Annotated in this window: 16 protein-coding genes and 1 pseudogene; 14 read left to right on the forward strand and 3 right to left on the reverse strand. The window is 69.7% G+C overall.

The genetic code is table 11. From position 1 onward, the window contains the following. Nucleotides 1–162 precede the first annotated feature (162 nt). Nucleotides 163–459 (forward strand): DUF4193 domain-containing protein, encoded by a 297-nt coding sequence (locus ACZ7NC_RS01120; RefSeq protein ID WP_005481602.1) that lies wholly within the window; start codon nucleotides 163–165, stop codon nucleotides 457–459. 13 nt (nucleotides 460–472) lie between these two features. After that, on the forward strand, nucleotides 473–1,399 hold the full coding sequence (locus tag ACZ7NC_RS01125) for a hypothetical protein (protein ID WP_471483785.1): 927 nt from the start codon (nucleotides 473–475) through the stop codon (nucleotides 1,397–1,399). Between the two features lie 98 nt (nucleotides 1,400–1,497). Here ACZ7NC_RS01125 and ACZ7NC_RS01130 read toward each other — a convergent pair whose 3' ends face one another. Next, the gene (locus ACZ7NC_RS01130) at nucleotides 1,498–1,959 is read right to left on the reverse strand and encodes a DUF3093 domain-containing protein (RefSeq protein ID WP_471483786.1); all 462 of its coding nucleotides are present in this window, start codon (nucleotides 1,957–1,959) and stop codon (nucleotides 1,498–1,500) included. A 58-nt stretch (nucleotides 1,960–2,017) separates the two neighbouring features. On the opposite strand from ACZ7NC_RS01130, the gene ACZ7NC_RS01135 reads away from it, so the two are divergent. From ACZ7NC_RS01135 to ACZ7NC_RS01170, 8 genes are all read left to right on the forward strand, one after another. Next, nucleotides 2,018–2,602 (forward strand): PaaI family thioesterase, encoded by a 585-nt coding sequence (locus ACZ7NC_RS01135; RefSeq protein ID WP_471483788.1) that lies wholly within the window; start codon nucleotides 2,018–2,020, stop codon nucleotides 2,600–2,602. Beyond that, entirely contained in the window at nucleotides 2,599–3,150 is a 552-nt protein-coding gene (gene dut / locus ACZ7NC_RS01140) for a dUTP diphosphatase (protein WP_471483790.1), read from the forward strand. The genes ACZ7NC_RS01135 and dut overlap by 4 nt, the downstream gene beginning before the upstream one ends. A gap of 1 nt (nucleotide 3,151) precedes the next feature. After that, nucleotides 3,152–3,910, forward strand: coding sequence for a DUF3710 domain-containing protein (locus ACZ7NC_RS01145; RefSeq protein ID WP_471483791.1), 759 nt, complete (start codon nucleotides 3,152–3,154; stop codon nucleotides 3,908–3,910). Between the two features lie 188 nt (nucleotides 3,911–4,098). Continuing rightward, nucleotides 4,099–5,265 (forward strand): alginate lyase family protein, encoded by a 1,167-nt coding sequence (locus tag ACZ7NC_RS01150; protein ID WP_471483793.1) that lies wholly within the window; start codon nucleotides 4,099–4,101, stop codon nucleotides 5,263–5,265. A 136-nt stretch (nucleotides 5,266–5,401) separates the two neighbouring features. Continuing rightward, nucleotides 5,402–7,975: a DUF4118 domain-containing protein gene (locus tag ACZ7NC_RS01155; protein ID WP_471483796.1), complete on the forward strand. Its 2,574-nt coding sequence runs from the start codon at nucleotides 5,402–5,404 to the stop codon at nucleotides 7,973–7,975. Continuing rightward, on the forward strand, nucleotides 7,969–8,685 hold the full coding sequence (locus ACZ7NC_RS01160; protein ID WP_471483797.1) for a response regulator: 717 nt from the start codon (nucleotides 7,969–7,971) through the stop codon (nucleotides 8,683–8,685). The genes ACZ7NC_RS01155 and ACZ7NC_RS01160 overlap by 7 nt, the downstream gene beginning before the upstream one ends. Before the next feature lie 77 nt (nucleotides 8,686–8,762). Next, a complete protein-coding gene (locus ACZ7NC_RS01165; protein ID WP_471483799.1) occupies nucleotides 8,763–9,161 on the forward strand; it encodes an OB-fold nucleic acid binding domain-containing protein in 399 nt (132 codons plus the stop codon). 3 nt (nucleotides 9,162–9,164) lie between these two features. Continuing rightward, entirely contained in the window at nucleotides 9,165–9,896 is a 732-nt protein-coding gene (locus ACZ7NC_RS01170) for a DUF3159 domain-containing protein (protein WP_471483801.1), read from the forward strand. Nucleotides 9,897–9,977: 81 nt separating this feature from the next. Here ACZ7NC_RS01170 and ACZ7NC_RS01175 read toward each other — a convergent pair whose 3' ends face one another. Then, the gene (locus ACZ7NC_RS01175) at nucleotides 9,978–10,655 is read right to left on the reverse strand and encodes a potassium channel family protein (RefSeq protein ID WP_471483803.1); all 678 of its coding nucleotides are present in this window, start codon (nucleotides 10,653–10,655) and stop codon (nucleotides 9,978–9,980) included. After that, nucleotides 10,655–11,326, reverse strand: a complete 672-nt coding sequence (locus ACZ7NC_RS01180) for a potassium channel family protein (RefSeq protein ID WP_330356570.1) — start codon at nucleotides 11,324–11,326, stop codon at nucleotides 10,655–10,657. Before ACZ7NC_RS01180 ends, ACZ7NC_RS01175 begins: the two co-directional genes overlap by 1 nt. 484 nt (nucleotides 11,327–11,810) lie before the next feature. Here ACZ7NC_RS01180 and ACZ7NC_RS01185 point away from each other — a divergent pair, with 484 nt between their 5' ends. The 4 genes and pseudogenes from ACZ7NC_RS01185 to ACZ7NC_RS01200 all read left to right on the forward strand — a co-directional run bounded on the left by ACZ7NC_RS01185 (nucleotide 11,811) and on the right by ACZ7NC_RS01200 (nucleotide 15,847). Further along, entirely contained in the window at nucleotides 11,811–13,859 is a 2,049-nt protein-coding gene (locus ACZ7NC_RS01185) for an APC family permease (RefSeq protein ID WP_471483805.1), read from the forward strand. 109 nt (nucleotides 13,860–13,968) lie between these two features. After that, nucleotides 13,969–15,297, forward strand: coding sequence for a class I SAM-dependent RNA methyltransferase (locus tag ACZ7NC_RS01190; protein WP_471483809.1), 1,329 nt, complete (start codon nucleotides 13,969–13,971; stop codon nucleotides 15,295–15,297). 25 nt (nucleotides 15,298–15,322) lie between these two features. After that, nucleotides 15,323–15,528, forward strand: a pseudogene (locus ACZ7NC_RS01195) (transposase); the annotation flags it as partial. A gap of 85 nt (nucleotides 15,529–15,613) precedes the next feature. Continuing rightward, complete coding sequence (locus ACZ7NC_RS01200; protein WP_471483810.1) at nucleotides 15,614–15,847, forward strand: hypothetical protein; 234 nt, start codon at nucleotides 15,614–15,616, stop codon at nucleotides 15,845–15,847. Nucleotides 15,848–16,194 lie beyond the last annotated feature (347 nt).

Below are 16,194 nucleotides of genomic sequence, written 5' to 3' on the forward strand. Positions count from 1 at the left end.
TCGCCATCCAAGCCGATCACTCTTGAGGAGTCCGGTTGGGTGTCGATTGAGTAACAGACCTTGATGTGAGGCAAAATCTCCGCCTCAGGTCGGGCACAAGTCCGGCCTCTCACGCGTTACGTGCGCTGGAGACACCGCAGACACCCAGAGGGGGAGAGCGACATGGCAACGGATTACGACACCCCACGCAAGACCGACGACGACGTCGACTCGGACAGCCTTGAAGAGCTGAAGGCCAGGCGGAACGACAAGTCGACGTCCGCTGTGGACGTCGACGAGTTCGAGGCCGCCGAAGGCCTGGAGCTGCCCGGAGCGGACCTCTCGAATGAGGAGCTGGCCGTCCGGGTGCTGCCCAAGCAGCAGGACGAGTTCACCTGCATGAGCTGCTTCCTGGTGCACCACCGCAGCCAGCTGGCCAGGGAGAAGAACGGTCAGCCGATCTGCCGCGACTGCGACTGAGGACGGGTCGGGCATGACTGGCTCGACCCCTCCTCGGAAGCGCCGCTTTCTGAAGCGGGAAGCGGACCAAGGGCCGTCCGACGGCTCGTACGGCGCGCGTGACGACGAGCGGGGCTCATCTGACAAGGGAGCCTCGCTCGAACCGATGTCCGGGGCTGACCTCCCGGCGTCGGTGGAGGCTCCCGCGCCCGTCGCAAGACGCAGGGGGGCGGTGATCCGGGAAAGGGCCAGGGAAGGCGTCCGTAAGGGCGGCAGCGCCGCCAGAGCGGGGCTCGGGTACCTCGCCGACCGGATCATCGAGAATGCCCCGAGGATCCCCGTACGGGACCTCGCGACGCTTCAACGGCAGTTCCCGGGCCTCGGACCCGAACAACTCGCGGACAAACTCGTCGGGGGCGCGGCGAACGCGAGCTCGACGGTCGGCGCCGGAGTCGGCGCGGCGGCGATGCTGCCGGTGCCACCGGCGATGCCGGCCGAGCTGGCCGCCGAGATCACCGCTGTGGCGGCGATCGAGATGAAGCTGATCGCCGAACTGCACGAGGTGTACGGCGTACGCCCGCCCGGCAATCTGCGCGAGCGCAGCGCCGCGTATCTCTCCTCGTGGACCGAGGAGCGCGGCATCGACCCCATGAAACCGGCGACGGTCAACGCCGCGCTCGGCGGGCAGATGAAGCGGGAGCTGCGTCAGCAGATCATGAAGCGGATGGTGCGGAACCTGCCGAACCTGATGCCCTTCATGGTGGGAGCCGCCGTGGGCGCGGTCATGAACCGCCGGGACACCAAGAAGGTCGCGGCGCGGATCCGCACGGACCTGCGGAGGATGCAGGTGCCATGGGAGGAACTGCCCGAACTGCCGCCGCTGGAGCGCCCGGCACAGCCGCTGCCGATGGGTGACACGGCGAGCGATCACAGGCGCGAGGAACTCGGGGGCGGCGGCTGAGCGCCCGCCCTTCGAGAGGCCGTCCGGAGCGGCGCGGCGAAGTTTTGCGAGGCCGAGAACAAGTCTTGACCGGGCCGGTGACGGCCCGATCTGGTGTGCTAGGCCGCGGCCTTGGCCGCCCTGATCGCCTCCGCCAGGCGCTCCGGCTCACGGGTCGACAGATACAGGTACGGCGTCGGGTCCTCGGGGTCCGTGACCTCCACGCGCAGCGCCGTGGGGATGTAGGCGCGCAGGAGCAGGAAGGCCCGGGTGTCGGCCTTGTGGGTGCGCCAGGCGCGGGCCTCCTCCGCGTCCAGGACGTGTGCCTCGCCCAATGCCCGCAGCGGGACCTTCGCCTCGCCCGCGATCAGCGAGTCCCCCACCACACGGATGCGGATCGAGCCGTACGAACTGGCCATGACGGCCGCCGCGGCGGTGCCGCCGGCCAGGCCGGCGAGCATGGGCAGCGTGCCGAACGGCAGAAGGATCAGGGCCAGGGAGAGCCCGACCAGGAACGAGATCAGCCACCAGGAGCGGGGGGCCGTGAGGCGTTCTTCGTACGGGGCGGCGGAGAGCTGCATGGAGGCAAGCTTGGCACGGTGTCCGATTGCTGCCGACGCGCGGGTAAGGTCTGCGGCTGTGAGAGGTACTTCCGCAGCTCTTGAGCCCCCGGCAGACGCCGTGAAACCCGTGCGGCACCCGGATGCTCCCGCGCCCGGTGAGCTCCTCGGCGCGCACTACGGCGAGTGTTTCGGCTGTGGCGGCGAGCAGCCCCACGGACTGCATCTGGAGGCGCGGGCCGGGGACGGCGTGAGCATCACCGCCGAGTTCACCGTGCAGCGCGCCCACCAGGGGGCACCCGGGCTCGCCCATGGCGGTGTCCTCGCGTCCGCCCTCGACGAGACCCTCGGCTCGCTCAACTGGCTGCTGCGGACCATCGCCGTGACCGGGCGGCTGGAGACCGACTTCGTGCGGCCGGTTCCGGTGGGCACCGTCCTGTATCTGGAGGCCGAGGTGACGGCCGTGGCGGGCCGCAAGATCTTCTCCACCGCCACCGGGCGGATCGGCGGTCCCGACGGACCGGTCGCCGTCCGTGCCGACGCCCTGTTCATCGAGGTGAAGGTCGACCACTTCATCGACAACGGTCGCCCGGAGGAGATCCGGGCCGCCATGGACGACCCGGACCAGTTCCGTCGCGCCCGCGCCTTCGAGGTGAACCCGTGAGCCGTGCCCCCCTGGACGTGCTGATCCGGCGCGTCGACCCGGACGTACCGCTTCCGACGTACGCGCAACCTGGCGACGCGGGAGCCGATCTGCGCACCACCGAGAGCCGCGAACTGAAGCCCGGGGAGCGGGCCGTACTGCCCACCGGGGTGTCGATCGCCCTCCCGGAGGGGTACGCGGCTTTCGTGCACCCGCGTTCCGGCCTCGCCGCCCGTCTCGGTGTCGCCCTGGTGAATGCCCCGGGGACGGTTGATGCCGGGTACCGTGGGGAGATCAAGGTGATCGTGGTGAATCTCGACCCGCACGAGTCCGTGCGGTTCGAGCGCTTCGACCGGATTGCCCAACTGGTTGTCCAGCAGGTCGAGAGGGTCCGCTTCCAGGAGGTCGCGGAGCTTCCCGATTCGGCACGGGCCAAGGGGGGCTTCGGGTCCACCGGCGGCCATGCCGCGGTGGGCGTTACAAGCGATACAAGCGGTCAGGCCGCCGAAGGCGGTACTACGGGTGGGAATCGATACGCTTCGGTCGTATCCGACCGGGAAGGACAGTGACGTGTTCGGACGTCGCAACAAGAAGGGTGCCGCCGAGGACGCGGCCGGCGAGCCCGAGCAGGTCGTCGACATCGACTCTGAGGCGGACGACGACGGCACGCGTGAGCGCGTACGGCTGGAACCGGAACCGCGTCCCGACGGGCCGTGGGACAGCTCCGAGGTCCGTGAGCCCGGCGAGGGTCGGGTGGACCTGGGCGGCATGTTCGTGCCGGGCGTCGACGGCATGGAACTGCGTGTGGAGGTCGCGGGCGACGCGATCGTCGCGGCGACCGTGGTGCTGCGCGACAGCGCCATCCAGCTCCAGGCCTTCGCCGCGCCCAAGCGTGAGGGCATCTGGAGCGAGGTGCGCGAGGAGATCGGCTCCGGCATCACCCAGCAGGGTGGCATCATCGACGAGGTCGAGGGGCCGCTCGGGTGGGAGCTGCGGGCCCAGGTGCCGGTGCAACTGCCGGACGGCACGAGCGGTTTCCAGGTCGTGCGGTTCGTCGGCGTGGACGGTCCCCGCTGGTTCCTGCGCGGTGTGATCTCGGGCCAGGGTGCGGTGCAGCCGCAGGCGGCCGGTCTGCTGGAGCAGATCTTCCGGGACACGGTCGTGGTCCGCGGTGAGGGCCCGATGGCGCCCCGCGACCCGATCGTCCTGCAGCTGCCTAACGACGCCCAGATGGTGCCCGAGGGCGTTCAGCAGGAAGAGGCCGGTTCCCGCTTCTCCGGCGGCATGGGCCAGCTCCAGCGCGGACCGGAGATCACAGAGGTTCGCTGAGCAACGTAGAGACACCAGGGCCGCATCCCCGTACGGGATGCGGCCCTTTCTCGTGCGTGAATCCCGTGCCGTGAACCTCGTGCGTGAACTCTTGACGGCGCATTGGTCTGTACCTACCGTCTCCGGCCAACGCGTCTGTTCATAAAGGCGCTTCACGTTCATATACGAGAACGGAAGGCCCCCCACGCATGCGCAGAACCGCACTCCTCGCGGCCGCGGCCGCCCTCGTCGCCGGTGTCCTCGCCTGGCCCGCCGGTGCCGCCCCCAGCACCTTCGCCCATCCCGGAGTCACCGTCTCCAAGTCCCAGCTGGACTTCGCCCGTTCCAAGGTCAACGCCGGCGCCCAGCCCTGGAAGGGCGCGTTCGACCAGATGATGGCGAGCAAGTACGCCGATCTGAACCGCACGCCCAAGCCCCGCGCGGTCGTCGAGTGCGGCTCGTACTCGAACCCGAACTACGGCTGCACCGACGAGCGCGAGGACGCGATAGCCGCCTACACCCAGGCCCTCGCCTGGTACATCACCCGCGACGAGCGGCACGCGAAGAAGGCCATCGAGCTGATGGACGCCTGGTCCGCGGTGATCAGGGACCACACCAACAGCAACGCGCCCCTCCAGACGGGCTGGGCCGGTTCCTCCTGGCCCAGGGCCGCCGAGATCATCAAGTACACGTACACCGGGAGCTGGGCGAACTCCGGCCGGTTCGCCACCATGCTCCGCGATGTCTATCTGCCCGAGATCATCAACGGCTCGAACTCCAACGGGAACTGGGAGCTGTCGATGATGGAGGCCGCCGTCGGCATCTCCGTCTTCCTGGAGGACAAGGCGTCGTACGACAAGGCCATGGCGAAGTTCCGCACCCGCACGGCCGCCTATGTCTATCTCTCCTCCGACGGCGATCTGCCGAAGACCGTGCCGAGCCAGAACCTCGACACCCGCGAGAAGATCGTCAACTACTGGCAGGGACAGGGCACCTTCGTCACCGGCCTCACCCAGGAGACCTGCCGCGACTTCACCCACACCGGGTACGGCGTCTCCGCGATCTCGCACGTCGCCGAGACCAGCCGTATCCAGGGCCAGGACCTGTACGGCACGGACGTCGGCGAGCGGCTGCGGCAGGCGCTCGGGTTCCAGGCGAAGTACCAGCTGGGCACGGCGGCCCCGAGCTGGCTGTGCGGCGGCTCGCTGAAGCTGGGCCTCGGCCCCGTGACCGAGGTCGGCTACAACGCCCTGCACAACCGGCTCGGCATCGCGATGACCAACACCCAGATGCTCACCGAGCAGGGCCGCCCGGCCGGCTCCAACAACCTCTTCGTGGCCTGGGAGACCCTCACCCACGGCGACAACCCCGGCTGAGACGCAGGACACGCGGCGGGAGCGTCAGAGTTGCGTCAAAGACGCCCCCGCCGCGGGACCCGGCCCCATTTGTCGCGATTATTGGCCGTAAGGTCGACGCTGCGTAGGCAACAGGGACCGGAACACAATGGGGACCATGGGACGCGGCAAGCTTCGGATCTACCTCGGTGCGGCACCGGGCGTCGGCAAGACGTACGCGATGCTGTCCGAGGCGCACCGGCGTGTGGAGCGGGGCACCGACTGCGTCGTCGCCTTCGTGGAGCGCCACGACCGGCCGCGCACCGAGGTGATGCTCCACGGGCTCGAACAAGTGCGGCGCAAGGAGCTGGAGTACCGCAAGAGCCGGTTCACCGAGATGGACATCGACGCCGTTCTGGCCCGGCGTCCCCAGGTCGCCCTCGTCGACGAGCTCGCCCACACCAACATCCCTGGCTCGCGCAACGCCAAGCGCTGGCAGGACGTGGCGGAGCTGCTGGCGGCCGGCATCGACGTCATATCGACCGTCAACATCCAGCACCTGGAGTCCCTCGGGGACGTCGTCGAGTCCATCACCGGCGTACGGCAGCAGGAGACGGTCCCCGACGAGGTGGTGCGCCGGGCGGACCAGATCGAACTGGTCGACATGTCGCCACAGGCGCTACGGCGGCGGATGGCGCACGGCAACATCTACCAGCCGGACAAGGTCGACGCGGCCCTGTCGAACTACTTCCGCCCCGGCAACCTCACGGCGCTCAGGGAGCTGGCGCTGCTGTGGGTCGCCGACCGGGTCGACGAGTACCTCAAGCAGTACCGCAGCGATCACCGGGTGTCGCGGATCTGGGGTTCGCGGGAGCGGATCGTCGTCGGCCTGACCGGCGGTCCGGAGGGGCGGACGCTGATCCGGCGGGCCGCGCGGCTCGCGGAGAAGGGCGCCGGCGGTGAGGTGCTCGCCGTGTACATCTCCCGCAGTGACGGGCTGACGTCCGCCTCGCCGAAGGAACTGGCCGTCCAGCGCACCCTCGTCGAGGACCTCGGCGGCACCTTCCACCACGTCGTCGGCGACGACATCCCGGCGGCGCTGCTGGCCTTCGCGCGCGGGGTGAACGCCACCCAGATAGTGCTCGGCTCCTCTCGCCGCAAGAGCTGGCAGTACGTCTTCGGGCCCGGCGTCGGCGCCACAGTGGCCCGGGAGTCCGGCCCCGACCTCGATGTGCACATCGTCACGCACGAGGAGGTCGCCAAGGGCCGCGGACTGCCCGTGACCAGGGGAGCGCGCCTCGGCCGGTCCCGGATCCTCGCGGGCTGGCTCATCGGCGTCGGCGGTCCGGCCCTGCTCACCCTGCTGCTGACCCATGTCGACGCCGACCTCGGGCTCGCGAACGACATGCTGCTGTTCCTGACCCTGACGGTGGCGGCGGCCCTGCTCGGCGGTCTCTACCCGGCACTGGCCTCGGCGGCGGTCGGCTCGGCCCTGCTGAACTGGTTCTTCACCCCACCGCTGCACCGCGTCACCATCGCCGACCCCAAGAACCTGCTCGCGCTCGTGATCTTCGTCTGCGTGGCGGTCGCGGTCGCCTCCGTGGTGGACCTCGCGGCCCGCCGCACCCACCAGGCGGCCCGGCTGCGCGCCGAGTCGGAGATCCTGTCCTTCCTCGCCGGGAACGTGCTGCGCGGCGAGACCGGCCTGGAGGAACTGTTGGAGCGGGTCCGCGAGACCTTCGGCATGGAGTCGGCGGCCCTGCTGGAGCGGGAGAGCGACATCGACCCGTGGACCTGCGCGGGGCAGGTGGGCGCCGGCGCGGCTCCGGCCCGGCCGGAGGACGCGGACGTCGACGTCCCCGTCGGTGACCACATGGCCCTCGCGCTGACCGGCCGGGTGCTGCCCGCCGAGGACCGCCGCGTACTCGCCGCCTTCGCCGCTCAGGCCGCCGTCGTCCTGGACCGCCAGCGCCTGCAGCGCGAGGCCGACCAGGCCAAGGAACTGGCCGAGGGCAATCGGATCCGCACCGCGCTGCTCGCCGCCGTCAGCCATGACCTGCGTACGCCTCTCGCGGGCATCAAGGCGGCGGTGTCCTCACTGCGTTCCGACGACGTGGCGTGGTCGCAGGAGGACGAGGCCGAACTGCTTCAGGGCATCGAGGAGGGCGCGGACCGGCTGGACCATCTCGTCGGCAACCTGCTCGACATGTCGCGCCTGCAGACCGGCACGGTCACACCGCTGATCCGGGAGATCGACCTCGACGAGGTGGTGCCGATGGCGCTGGGCGGGGTGCCCGAGGCGAGCGTGGAGCTGGACATCCCGGAGACGCTGCCGATGGTCGCCGTGGACCCGGGGCTGCTGGAGCGGGCGGTGGCCAATCTGGTCGAGAACGCCGTCAAGTACAGCCCGGACGACAGCAGGGTCCTGGTGGCCGCCAGCGCGATCGCGGACCGCGTCGAGGTGCGTGTGGTCGACCGCGGGCCGGGAGTGCCGGACGAGGCCAAGGAGCGCATCTTCGCGCCCTTCCAGCGCTACGGCGACGCCCCGCGCGGCGCCGGGGTGGGCCTGGGCCTCGCGGTGGCGCGCGGCTTCGCCGAGGCGATGGGCGGCACCCTCAACGCCGAGGACACGCCCGGCGGCGGCCTCACCATGGTGCTCACCCTCCGGGCGGCGGGATCGCGCGCGGAGCTTCTCCAAGCGGAGGGCGCGGCCGAGCGCCCCGTGGAACTCGAAAGGCAGGCCACATGGTGAGCGCGGCTGGGGGGACCCCCCAGACCCCGACGAGGGTTCTGGTGATCGACGACGAGCCGCAGATCGTGCGCGCCCTCGTGATCAACCTCAAGGCCCGAAAGTACGAGGTCGACGCGGCCCACGACGGGGCCACCGCCCTCGAACTCGCCGCCGCCCGCCACCCCGACGTGGTCGTCCTCGACCTCGGCCTGCCCGACATGGACGGCGTCGAGGTGATCCGCGGGCTGCGCGGCTGGACCCGGGTGCCGATCCTGGTGCTGTCCGCCCGGCACTCCTCCGACGAGAAGGTCGAGGCGCTGGACGCGGGCGCCGACGACTACGTCACGAAACCGTTCGGCATGGACGAGCTCCTCGCCCGGCTGCGGGCCGCCGTCCGCCGGGCCGACCCCACCGGGGGCGATGAGGACGACGCGCTGGTGGAGACCGGGGGGTTCACCGTCGACCTCGCCGCGAAGAAGGTGAACCGGGGCGGCAGGGACGTACGGCTGACTCCCACGGAGTGGCATCTGCTGGAGGTGCTGGTCCGCAACACGGGACGACTGGTCAGCCAGAAGCAGCTGCTGCAGGAGGTGTGGGGGCCGTCGTACGGGACGGAGACGAACTATCTGCGCGTGTACATGGCCCAGCTGCGCAGGAAACTGGAGGCGGACCCGTCGCATCCCAAGCACTTCATCACGGAGCCGGGGATGGGGTACCGGTTCGAGAAATGAGCTCCCGGACCGGGGCCGGTTCGGGCCTCGGCACCAGGGGTACGTGAGTGTCGGTGCACCCCGGTAGGCTTCAAGTCATGAGTGCTGTTCCTCGTTCCGAAAAGTCGGTGGGCCGGTTCAGGCGCATGCTCGACCGGCTCTCCTCGTCGCAGGAGGACCTGGAGTCCGAGGAGCTGCGAGAGGACGCCGAGACCACCGGATGCACCAGGATCGGCGACTGCCATGACCGGCAGATCGTGACGGTTACTGGTACGTTGCGCACGGTCACCCTGCGGCCGCGTGCGGGAGTCCCGGCCCTGGAGGCCGAGCTGTTCGACGGCTCCGCCGCCCTGGACGTGGTGTGGCTCGGCAGGCGCTCCATAGTGGGCATAGAGCCCGGGCGCAAGCTGATCGCATCGGGTCGGGTCTCCATGAGCCGGGGCCGCCGAGTGCTGTTCAACCCGAAATACGAACTGAGACCCCTCGGACGGGAGTAGCCGGTGACGTCGCTCGACAAGCCGACCGAAGACACCACCGCAGAAACCGAGCACGACTCCCGGGCGGTGACCGAGGCCGCGCTGTTCGAGGCCTTCGGCGGCCTGCGCGGCATGATCGAGACGGTGCTGCCGGGTCTGCTCTTCGTCACCATCTACACGATCAACAAGGACCTGCACCTGTCGGCCATCGCCGCGCTCGCGGTGTCCCTGTTGCTCGTGGTCGTGCGGCTGGTGATGCGCGACACCATCAAGCACGCCTTCAGCGGTGTCTTCGGTGTCGCCTTCGGTGTCGTGTTCGCGATGATGACCGGCAACGCCAAGGACTTCTATCTGCCCGGCATGCTCTACACGCTGGGACTGGCGCTCGCGTACATCATCACGACCCTGTGCGGTGTACCGCTGATCGGACTGATCCTCGGCCCGGTGTTCAAGGAGAACCTCTCCTGGCGCACGCGCAACCCCGGCCGCAAGAAGGCATACGCCAAGGCCAGTTACGCGTGGGGCCTGATCCTCCTGGCCAAGTGCGCGATCCTCTTCCCGCTGTACTGGTGGGCGGACACCGCGCAGCTCGGGTGGGTCCTCGTCGCCCTGAAGATCCCGCCGTTCCTGCTGGCCGTGTGGCTGACCTGGGTCTTCCTCGCGAAGGCGCCGGCGCCCATCGACGTGTTCGCGGAGATGGAGGCGGCCGAGAAGGCCGAGGAGGAGCGGAAGGCTGCCGCCGGGCAGGCCGAGTAGGTACCTCAAACGCCGGACAGGCTGGTCGGGAAGGGCGCCCCGAAATCTCGGGGCGCCCTTCCCTTCGTATCAGGCGAGCGGCTAGCCCGCCGTCTCCTCGCGCCGGACCGACAGCAGGTCCTCCAGCTGCTCCTCGCGGGCCTGCGCGGCCACGAAGAGGAGCTCGTCGCCCGCCTCCAGGGAGTCCTCGCGGGACGGGGTGAGGACGCGGGTGCCGCGGATGATCGTCACCAGGGACGTGTCCTGCGGCCACTCCACGTCGCCGACCTGGGTGCCGGCCAGGGCCGACTCCTCGGGGAGGGTCAGCTCGACGAGGTTGGCGTCGCCGTGGCTGAAGCGCAGGAGGCGGACCAGGTCGCCGACGCTCACCGCCTCCTCGACCAGGGCCGACATCAGACGCGGGGTGGAGACGGCCACGTCCACGCCCCAGGACTCGTTGAAGAGCCACTCGTTCTTGGGGTTGTTCACCCGGGCGACGACGCGCGGGACGCCGTACTCCGTCTTCGCCAGCAGGGACACGACCAGGTTCACCTTGTCGTCACCCGTGGCCGCGATGACCACGTTGCAGCGCTGCAGCGCCGCCTCGTCCAGCGAAGTGATCTCGCACGCGTCGGCCAGCAGCCACTCCGCCTGCGGGACCCGCTCGACCGAGATGGCGGTCGGCGCCTTGTCTACGAGCAGGACCTCGTGGCCGTTCTCCAGCAGCTCGGCCGCGATCGAGCGGCCCACCGCACCGGCACCGGCAATGGCGACCCTCATCAGTGACCGCCCTCCTCTTCGGGACCCTTGGCGAACGCCGCCTCGACCTTGTCGACCTCATCGGTGCGCATCATCACGTGCACCAGGTCGCCCTCCTGCAGCACCGTCTGCGAAGTGGGCAGGATCGCCTCGCCGAGCCGGGTCAGGAACGCCACACGGACGCCCGTCTCCTCCTGGAGCCGGCTGATCTTGTGGCCCACCCAGTCGGCGGACGCGTGCACCTCGGCGAGCTGGACGCCGCCGGTGGGATCACGCCACAACGGCTCGGCACCCGAGGGAAGCAGACGGCGCAGCATCTGGTCGGCCGTCCAGCGGACCGTGGCCACGGTGGGGATGCCCAGGCGCTGGTAGACCTCGGCGCGGCGGGGGTCGTAGATACGGGCCGCGACGTTCTCCACGCCGAACATCTCGCGGGCCACGCGCGCGGAGATGATGTTCGAGTTGTCGCCGCTGGAGACGGCGGCGAAGGCGCCGGCCTCCTCGATGCCCGCCTCGCGCAGGGTGTCCTGGTCGAAGCCGACGCCGGTGACGCGGCGGCCACCGAAACCGGGGCCCAGCCGGCGGAACGCGGTGGGGTCCTGGTCGATCACAGCGACCGTGTGCCCTTGTTGCTCCAGGGTCTGGGCCAGAGCGGAGCCCACCCTTCCGCAACCCATGATGACGATGTGCACGGCGCTTACCCCGCACTCCTCGTGAGGCGTCTGACTTGCGTGAACGTGGTGCTCATAACCTTCTCTCGGTTCGCCGGGCAACGGTCGCGGGCCGGTCGCGGACCGCTGGGCAACATCATGCCGGGGAATGGCCTGAATGATCCCTCGCGGTACGGATGGTGGCCGCGCGTGTGCCTCGGTCCACCGTAACCTTCGGCCCGCCGCGCCCCGTACGGGCCCTCAACGGCGGTTGAAGCTGCGGACGCTGGCGAGGGCCAGGACGCACAGTCCGGCGAGCGAGACGAGGGCCCCGACGAGCTGAGCGGTCGTCTGCGACATGGGGTCTCCCGGATGTGATGAGCGTACCGACGCAGGTCATTTCAGGCATGCGGACGCCGTCCGGCTCGGCGCCGGACGCGAGCGCGGCACGGAATTCACCCCCGCGCCGTGCGCGATTTCACCCGGATGTGCTCCGCCCCAGGCCGGGGGCCTACGATTCTCTGTTGTGTCCAAACTGACCGACGTGCCCAAGCGGATTCTGATCGGGCGCGCACTGCGCAGTGATCGGCTGGCGGAAACGCTCCTGCCGAAGCGCATCGCGCTGCCCGTCTTCGCCTCCGACCCGCTGTCCTCCGTGGCGTACGCGCCCGGAGAAGTGCTGCTGGTCCTCTCGATCGCGGGCGTGTCGGCGTACCACTTCAGCCCCTGGATCGCGGTCGCGGTCGTCGTGCTGATGTTCACGGTGGTCGCCTCCTACCGCCAGAACGTGCACGCCTACCCGAGCGGCGGCGGCGACTACGAGGTGGCCACCACCAACCTCGGTCCCAAGGCGGGCCTGACCGTGGCGAGCGCCCTGCTCGTCGACTACGTCCTGACGGTCGCCGTGTCCATCTCCTCCGGCATCGAGAACCTCGGCTCCGCGGTCCCGTTCGTCGTCGAGCACAAGGTCGAGTGCGCGGCCGCGGTGATCCTGCTGCTGACAGTGATGAACCTGCGCGGCGTCCGGGAGTCCGGAAGCCTCTTCGCCATCCCGACGTACGTCTTCGTCGCGGGCGTCTTCATCATGATCGCGTGGGGCGCGTTCCGCGGGCTGGTCCTCGACGACACCATGCGGGCACCCACGGCGTCGTACGAGATCAAAGCGGAGCACGAGGGCCTCGCGGGCTTCGCGATGGTCTTCCTGCTGCTGCGCGCCTTCTCCTCCGGCTGTGCCGCGCTCACCGGCGTCGAGGCGATCTCCAACGGTGTCCCGGCCTTCCGCAAGCCCAAGTCCAAGAACGCGGCGACCACGCTCGCCGCGATGGGCCTGCTGGCCGTCACCATGTTCTGCGGCATCATCGGGCTCGCCATGGTGACCAAGGTCCGCATGGCCGAGAACCCGGCCGTCGACCTGATCAAGGACGGTGTCGCGGTCGGCTCCGGCTACGTCCAGAACCCGGTGATCACACAGGTCGCCGAGGCCGTCTTCGGCAAGGGCAGCTTCTTCTTCATCGTGCTGGCCGCGGCCACCGCGCTGGTGCTGTTCCTCGCGGCCAACACCGCCTACAACGGCTTCCCGGTGCTCGGCTCGATCCTCGCCCAGGACCGCTATCTGCCGCGCCAGCTGCACACCCGCGGCGACCGGCTCGCCTTCTCCAACGGCATCGTGCTCCTCGCGGGCGCGGCCGTACTGCTGGTGTGGATCTACGGCGCCGACTCCACCCGGCTGATCCAGCTGTACATCGTCGGCGTGTTCGTGTCCTTCACGCTCAGCCAGACCGGCATGGTCCGCCACTGGAACCGCCTCCTGGCGACGGAGAAGGACCAGGCCACGCGCAGCCACATGATCCGCTCCCGCGCGATCAACACCTTCGGCGCCTTCTTCACCGGCCTGGTCCTGGTCGTCGTCCTCGTCACCAAGTTCACGCACGGCGCCTGGGTCGCGCTGCTCGGCATGGTGATCTTCTACGTGACGATGACGGCCATCCGCCGCCATTACGACCACGTCTCCGAGGAACTCGCCGCCCCCGAGGGCCCGAGCGACGACAGCGTACGGCCGTCCCGCGTGCACTCCGTCGTCCTGGTCTCCAAGATCCACCGCCCCGCGCTGCGCGCCCTGGCCTACGCCAAGCTGCTGCGCTCGGACACCCTGGAGGCGCTCAGCGTCAACGTCGACCCGGCGGAGACCAAGGCGCTGCGCGAGGAGTGGGAGCGGCGCGGGATCGACGTACCGCTGAAGGTGCTCGACTCGCCCTACCGCGAGATCACCCGGCCGATCATCGAGTACGTGAAGAGCCTGCGCAAGGAGTCTCCGCGCGACGCGGTGTCGGTGATCATCCCCGAGTACGTGGTCGGCCACTGGTACGAGCACCTGCTGCACAACCAGAGCGCCCTGAGGCTGAAGGGCCGGCTGCTGTTCACGCCGGGCATCATGGTCACCTCGGTGCCGTACCAGCTCCAGTCCTCGGAGGCGGCGAAGGTCCGGGCCCGCAAGCGGCAGGAGTGGAACGCGCCGGGTGCGGTGCGGCGCGGGCCGGCTCAGGAGCGGGCCAAGGAGACCGAAGCCCGGAAGTGACGGGGGAATTGACGGGGGCGCGGAGCACGTAGACTGGTGGGCTGTTGTCAGGCCCCCCGCAGCCCTCTGGAGAGGGCCGTGCCCCCTCTCGATCTGGAGTTACCCCACCATGCAGGCAGAACCGAAGAAGTCGCTGGTGGGGGAGGAGTACGAGGTCGAGATCGGTCCCGTCGCCCACGGTGGGCACTGCATCGCCCGCACCGAGGCCGGCCAGGTGCTGTTCGTCCGGCACACGCTGCCCGGTGAGCGGGTCGTGGCCCGGGTGACCGAGGGCGAGGAGGGTGACCGCTTCCTGCGCGCGGACGCGGTCGAGGTCCTGTCGGCCTCCAAGGACCGCATCGAGGCGCCCTGCCCCTTCGCCGGCCCCGGCCGCTGCGGGGGCTGCGACTGGCAGCACGCCAAGCCGGGGGCGCAGCGCCGGATGAAGGGCGAGGTCGTCGCCGAGCAGTTGCAGCGGCTCGCGGGACTGACGCCGGAGGATGTCGGCTGGGACGGCACGGTGATGCCGGCCGAGGGCGACAAGCTGCCCGCGGGACAGGTGCCGCAGTGGCGGACGCGGGTGCAGTACGCGGTCGACGCCGACGGTCACGCCGGACTGCGCCGGCACCGCTCGCACGATGTGGAGCCGATCGACCACTGCATGATCGCCGCGGAGGGTGTCAGCGAGCTGGGCATCGAGAAGCGGGACTGGACGGGCATGGCGTCGGTGGAGGCGATCGCGGCGACGGGTTCGCAGGACCGACAGGTGATCCTGAAGCCCCGGCCGGGCGCGCGCCTGCCGATCGTGGAACTGGACAGGCCGGTGTCGGTGATGCGGATCGGCGAGAAGGACGGCGGCGTCCACCGCGTCCACGGCCGCCCCTTCGTCCGCGAGCGCGCCGACGACCGCACCTACCGGGTCGGCAGCGGCGGCTTCTGGCAGGTCCACCCGAAGGCCGCGGACACCCTGGTGACGGCGGTCATGCAGGGTCTGCTGCCGCGCAAGGGCGAGATGGCGCTCGACCTGTACTGCGGCGTGGGCCTCTTCGCGGGCGCCCTGGCCGACCGCCTCGGCGACCAGGGCGCGGTCCTCGGCATCGAGTCCGGCAAGCGCGCGGTGGAGGACGCCCGGCACAACCTGGCCGACTTCGACCGCGTACGGATCGAGCAGGGCAAGGTCGAGACGGTGCTGCCGCGTACGGGGATCACCGACGTGGACCTGATCGTGCTGGACCCGCCGCGGGCGGGGGCGGGCCGGCAGACGGTGGCGCATCTGGCGTCGCTGGGGGCGCGACGGATCGCGTATGTGGCTTGCGATCCGGCGGCGTTGGCTCGGGATCTGGGGTACTTCGGGGAGGGCGGGTATCGGGTGCGGATGCTTCGGGTGTTCGATCTGTTTCCGATGACTCATCATGTGGAGTGCGTGGCGATTCTGGAGCCTGCGGCAAAGGGCTCCTGACCTGCTGTTTTGATTGGTGCGCGTCATGCGCGTCATGCGCGTGGTGGGCGCTGATGAGACGATCAGGGTACGGGCGCGCGCATTCTGCGGGAGCTCACCGAGGCGGAGGCGGCCGAGGCCATCGGTGCCGCTCCGGGCGAGCACTGCGACAAGCGCGCGACCTGGCGCAACAGTCATCGTGACCGGCTACTGACCAGCCAGGCCGGTGATCTGGACCTGAAGCTTCCAAGAGGCGGACCGGGCCCTGTGGGGGGTGGCTCACCCGCTCGGATGCGCTTGGCGGGCAACAGGTTGCGGGGGTGTGCATCGTGAGTGCATGAACATCAAAACACACCCCAAGAAGGTCGTTTCCCGGATGCCGCGAGTATTCGCGGTGAGTGCCGCTGTGGGCATTGTCTGTGCGACGGGGGTGGCAACTGCCACATCCGCCGTGGCGGCGACGCCCGTGACGCACGTCGCCTCCAAGGCTGCCCCAGCCTACGGCGGCGACGGCGGGGAGCACTTCCAGTGCGGGAACGGCCTCCTGCCCATCCTCAACTTCTGCAACTGACGGACAACCGAGGGCAGTTCCTGCCCGCAGAGCGCACAACCGTATGACCGCGCGGGAGGAGGCGACCCACCCCTCGGCGGCGCAGGAAGCAGGGGCAGGATCTCCTCCTGACCATCCCTGCCGGCCTCAACGGAAGGCCTGGGCCCACTGCGCCGCCGGGGAGCGAAAAAGCTGAGCAAACGAAGTACTCAATTGCCGCGATGGCTGGCCTCGCGTTTTCGTGAGGCGGGGCGTCCGGTAGGTGATCATAAACGCGAAGAGTGCTCCTGACCTGCAACGATGGGACTTTTTCAGGGTTCAAGTCGTCGCATGAAGGGAGCACTCTTCGGGTGAAGAGGGTCATGTCC

This window comes from Streptomyces sp. NPDC111802 (assembly GCF_055634335.1).

What these genes read in the sequence shown, in the direction of transcription:
- ACZ7NC_RS01120 (WP_005481602.1), top strand. Translation starts at nt 163, where the DNA reads ATGGCAACGGATTACGACACCCCACGCAAGACCGACGACGACGTCGAC.
- ACZ7NC_RS01125 (WP_471483785.1), top strand. Translation starts at nt 473, where the DNA reads ATGACTGGCTCGACCCCTCCTCGGAAGCGCCGCTTTCTGAAGCGGGAA.
- ACZ7NC_RS01130 (WP_471483786.1), bottom strand. Translation starts at nt 1,959, where the DNA reads ATGCAGCTCTCCGCCGCCCCGTACGAAGAACGCCTCACGGCCCCCCGC.
- ACZ7NC_RS01150 (WP_471483793.1), top strand. Translation starts at nt 4,099, where the DNA reads ATGCGCAGAACCGCACTCCTCGCGGCCGCGGCCGCCCTCGTCGCCGGT.
- ACZ7NC_RS01155 (WP_471483796.1), top strand. Translation starts at nt 5,402, where the DNA reads ATGGGACGCGGCAAGCTTCGGATCTACCTCGGTGCGGCACCGGGCGTC.
- ACZ7NC_RS01160 (WP_471483797.1), top strand. Translation starts at nt 7,969, where the DNA reads ATGGTGAGCGCGGCTGGGGGGACCCCCCAGACCCCGACGAGGGTTCTG.
- ACZ7NC_RS01165 (WP_471483799.1), top strand. Translation starts at nt 8,763, where the DNA reads ATGAGTGCTGTTCCTCGTTCCGAAAAGTCGGTGGGCCGGTTCAGGCGC.
- ACZ7NC_RS01175 (WP_471483803.1), bottom strand. Translation starts at nt 10,655, where the DNA reads ATGAGGGTCGCCATTGCCGGTGCCGGTGCGGTGGGCCGCTCGATCGCG.
- ACZ7NC_RS01190 (WP_471483809.1), top strand. Translation starts at nt 13,969, where the DNA reads ATGCAGGCAGAACCGAAGAAGTCGCTGGTGGGGGAGGAGTACGAGGTC.
- ACZ7NC_RS01200 (WP_471483810.1), top strand. Translation starts at nt 15,614, where the DNA reads ATGAACATCAAAACACACCCCAAGAAGGTCGTTTCCCGGATGCCGCGA.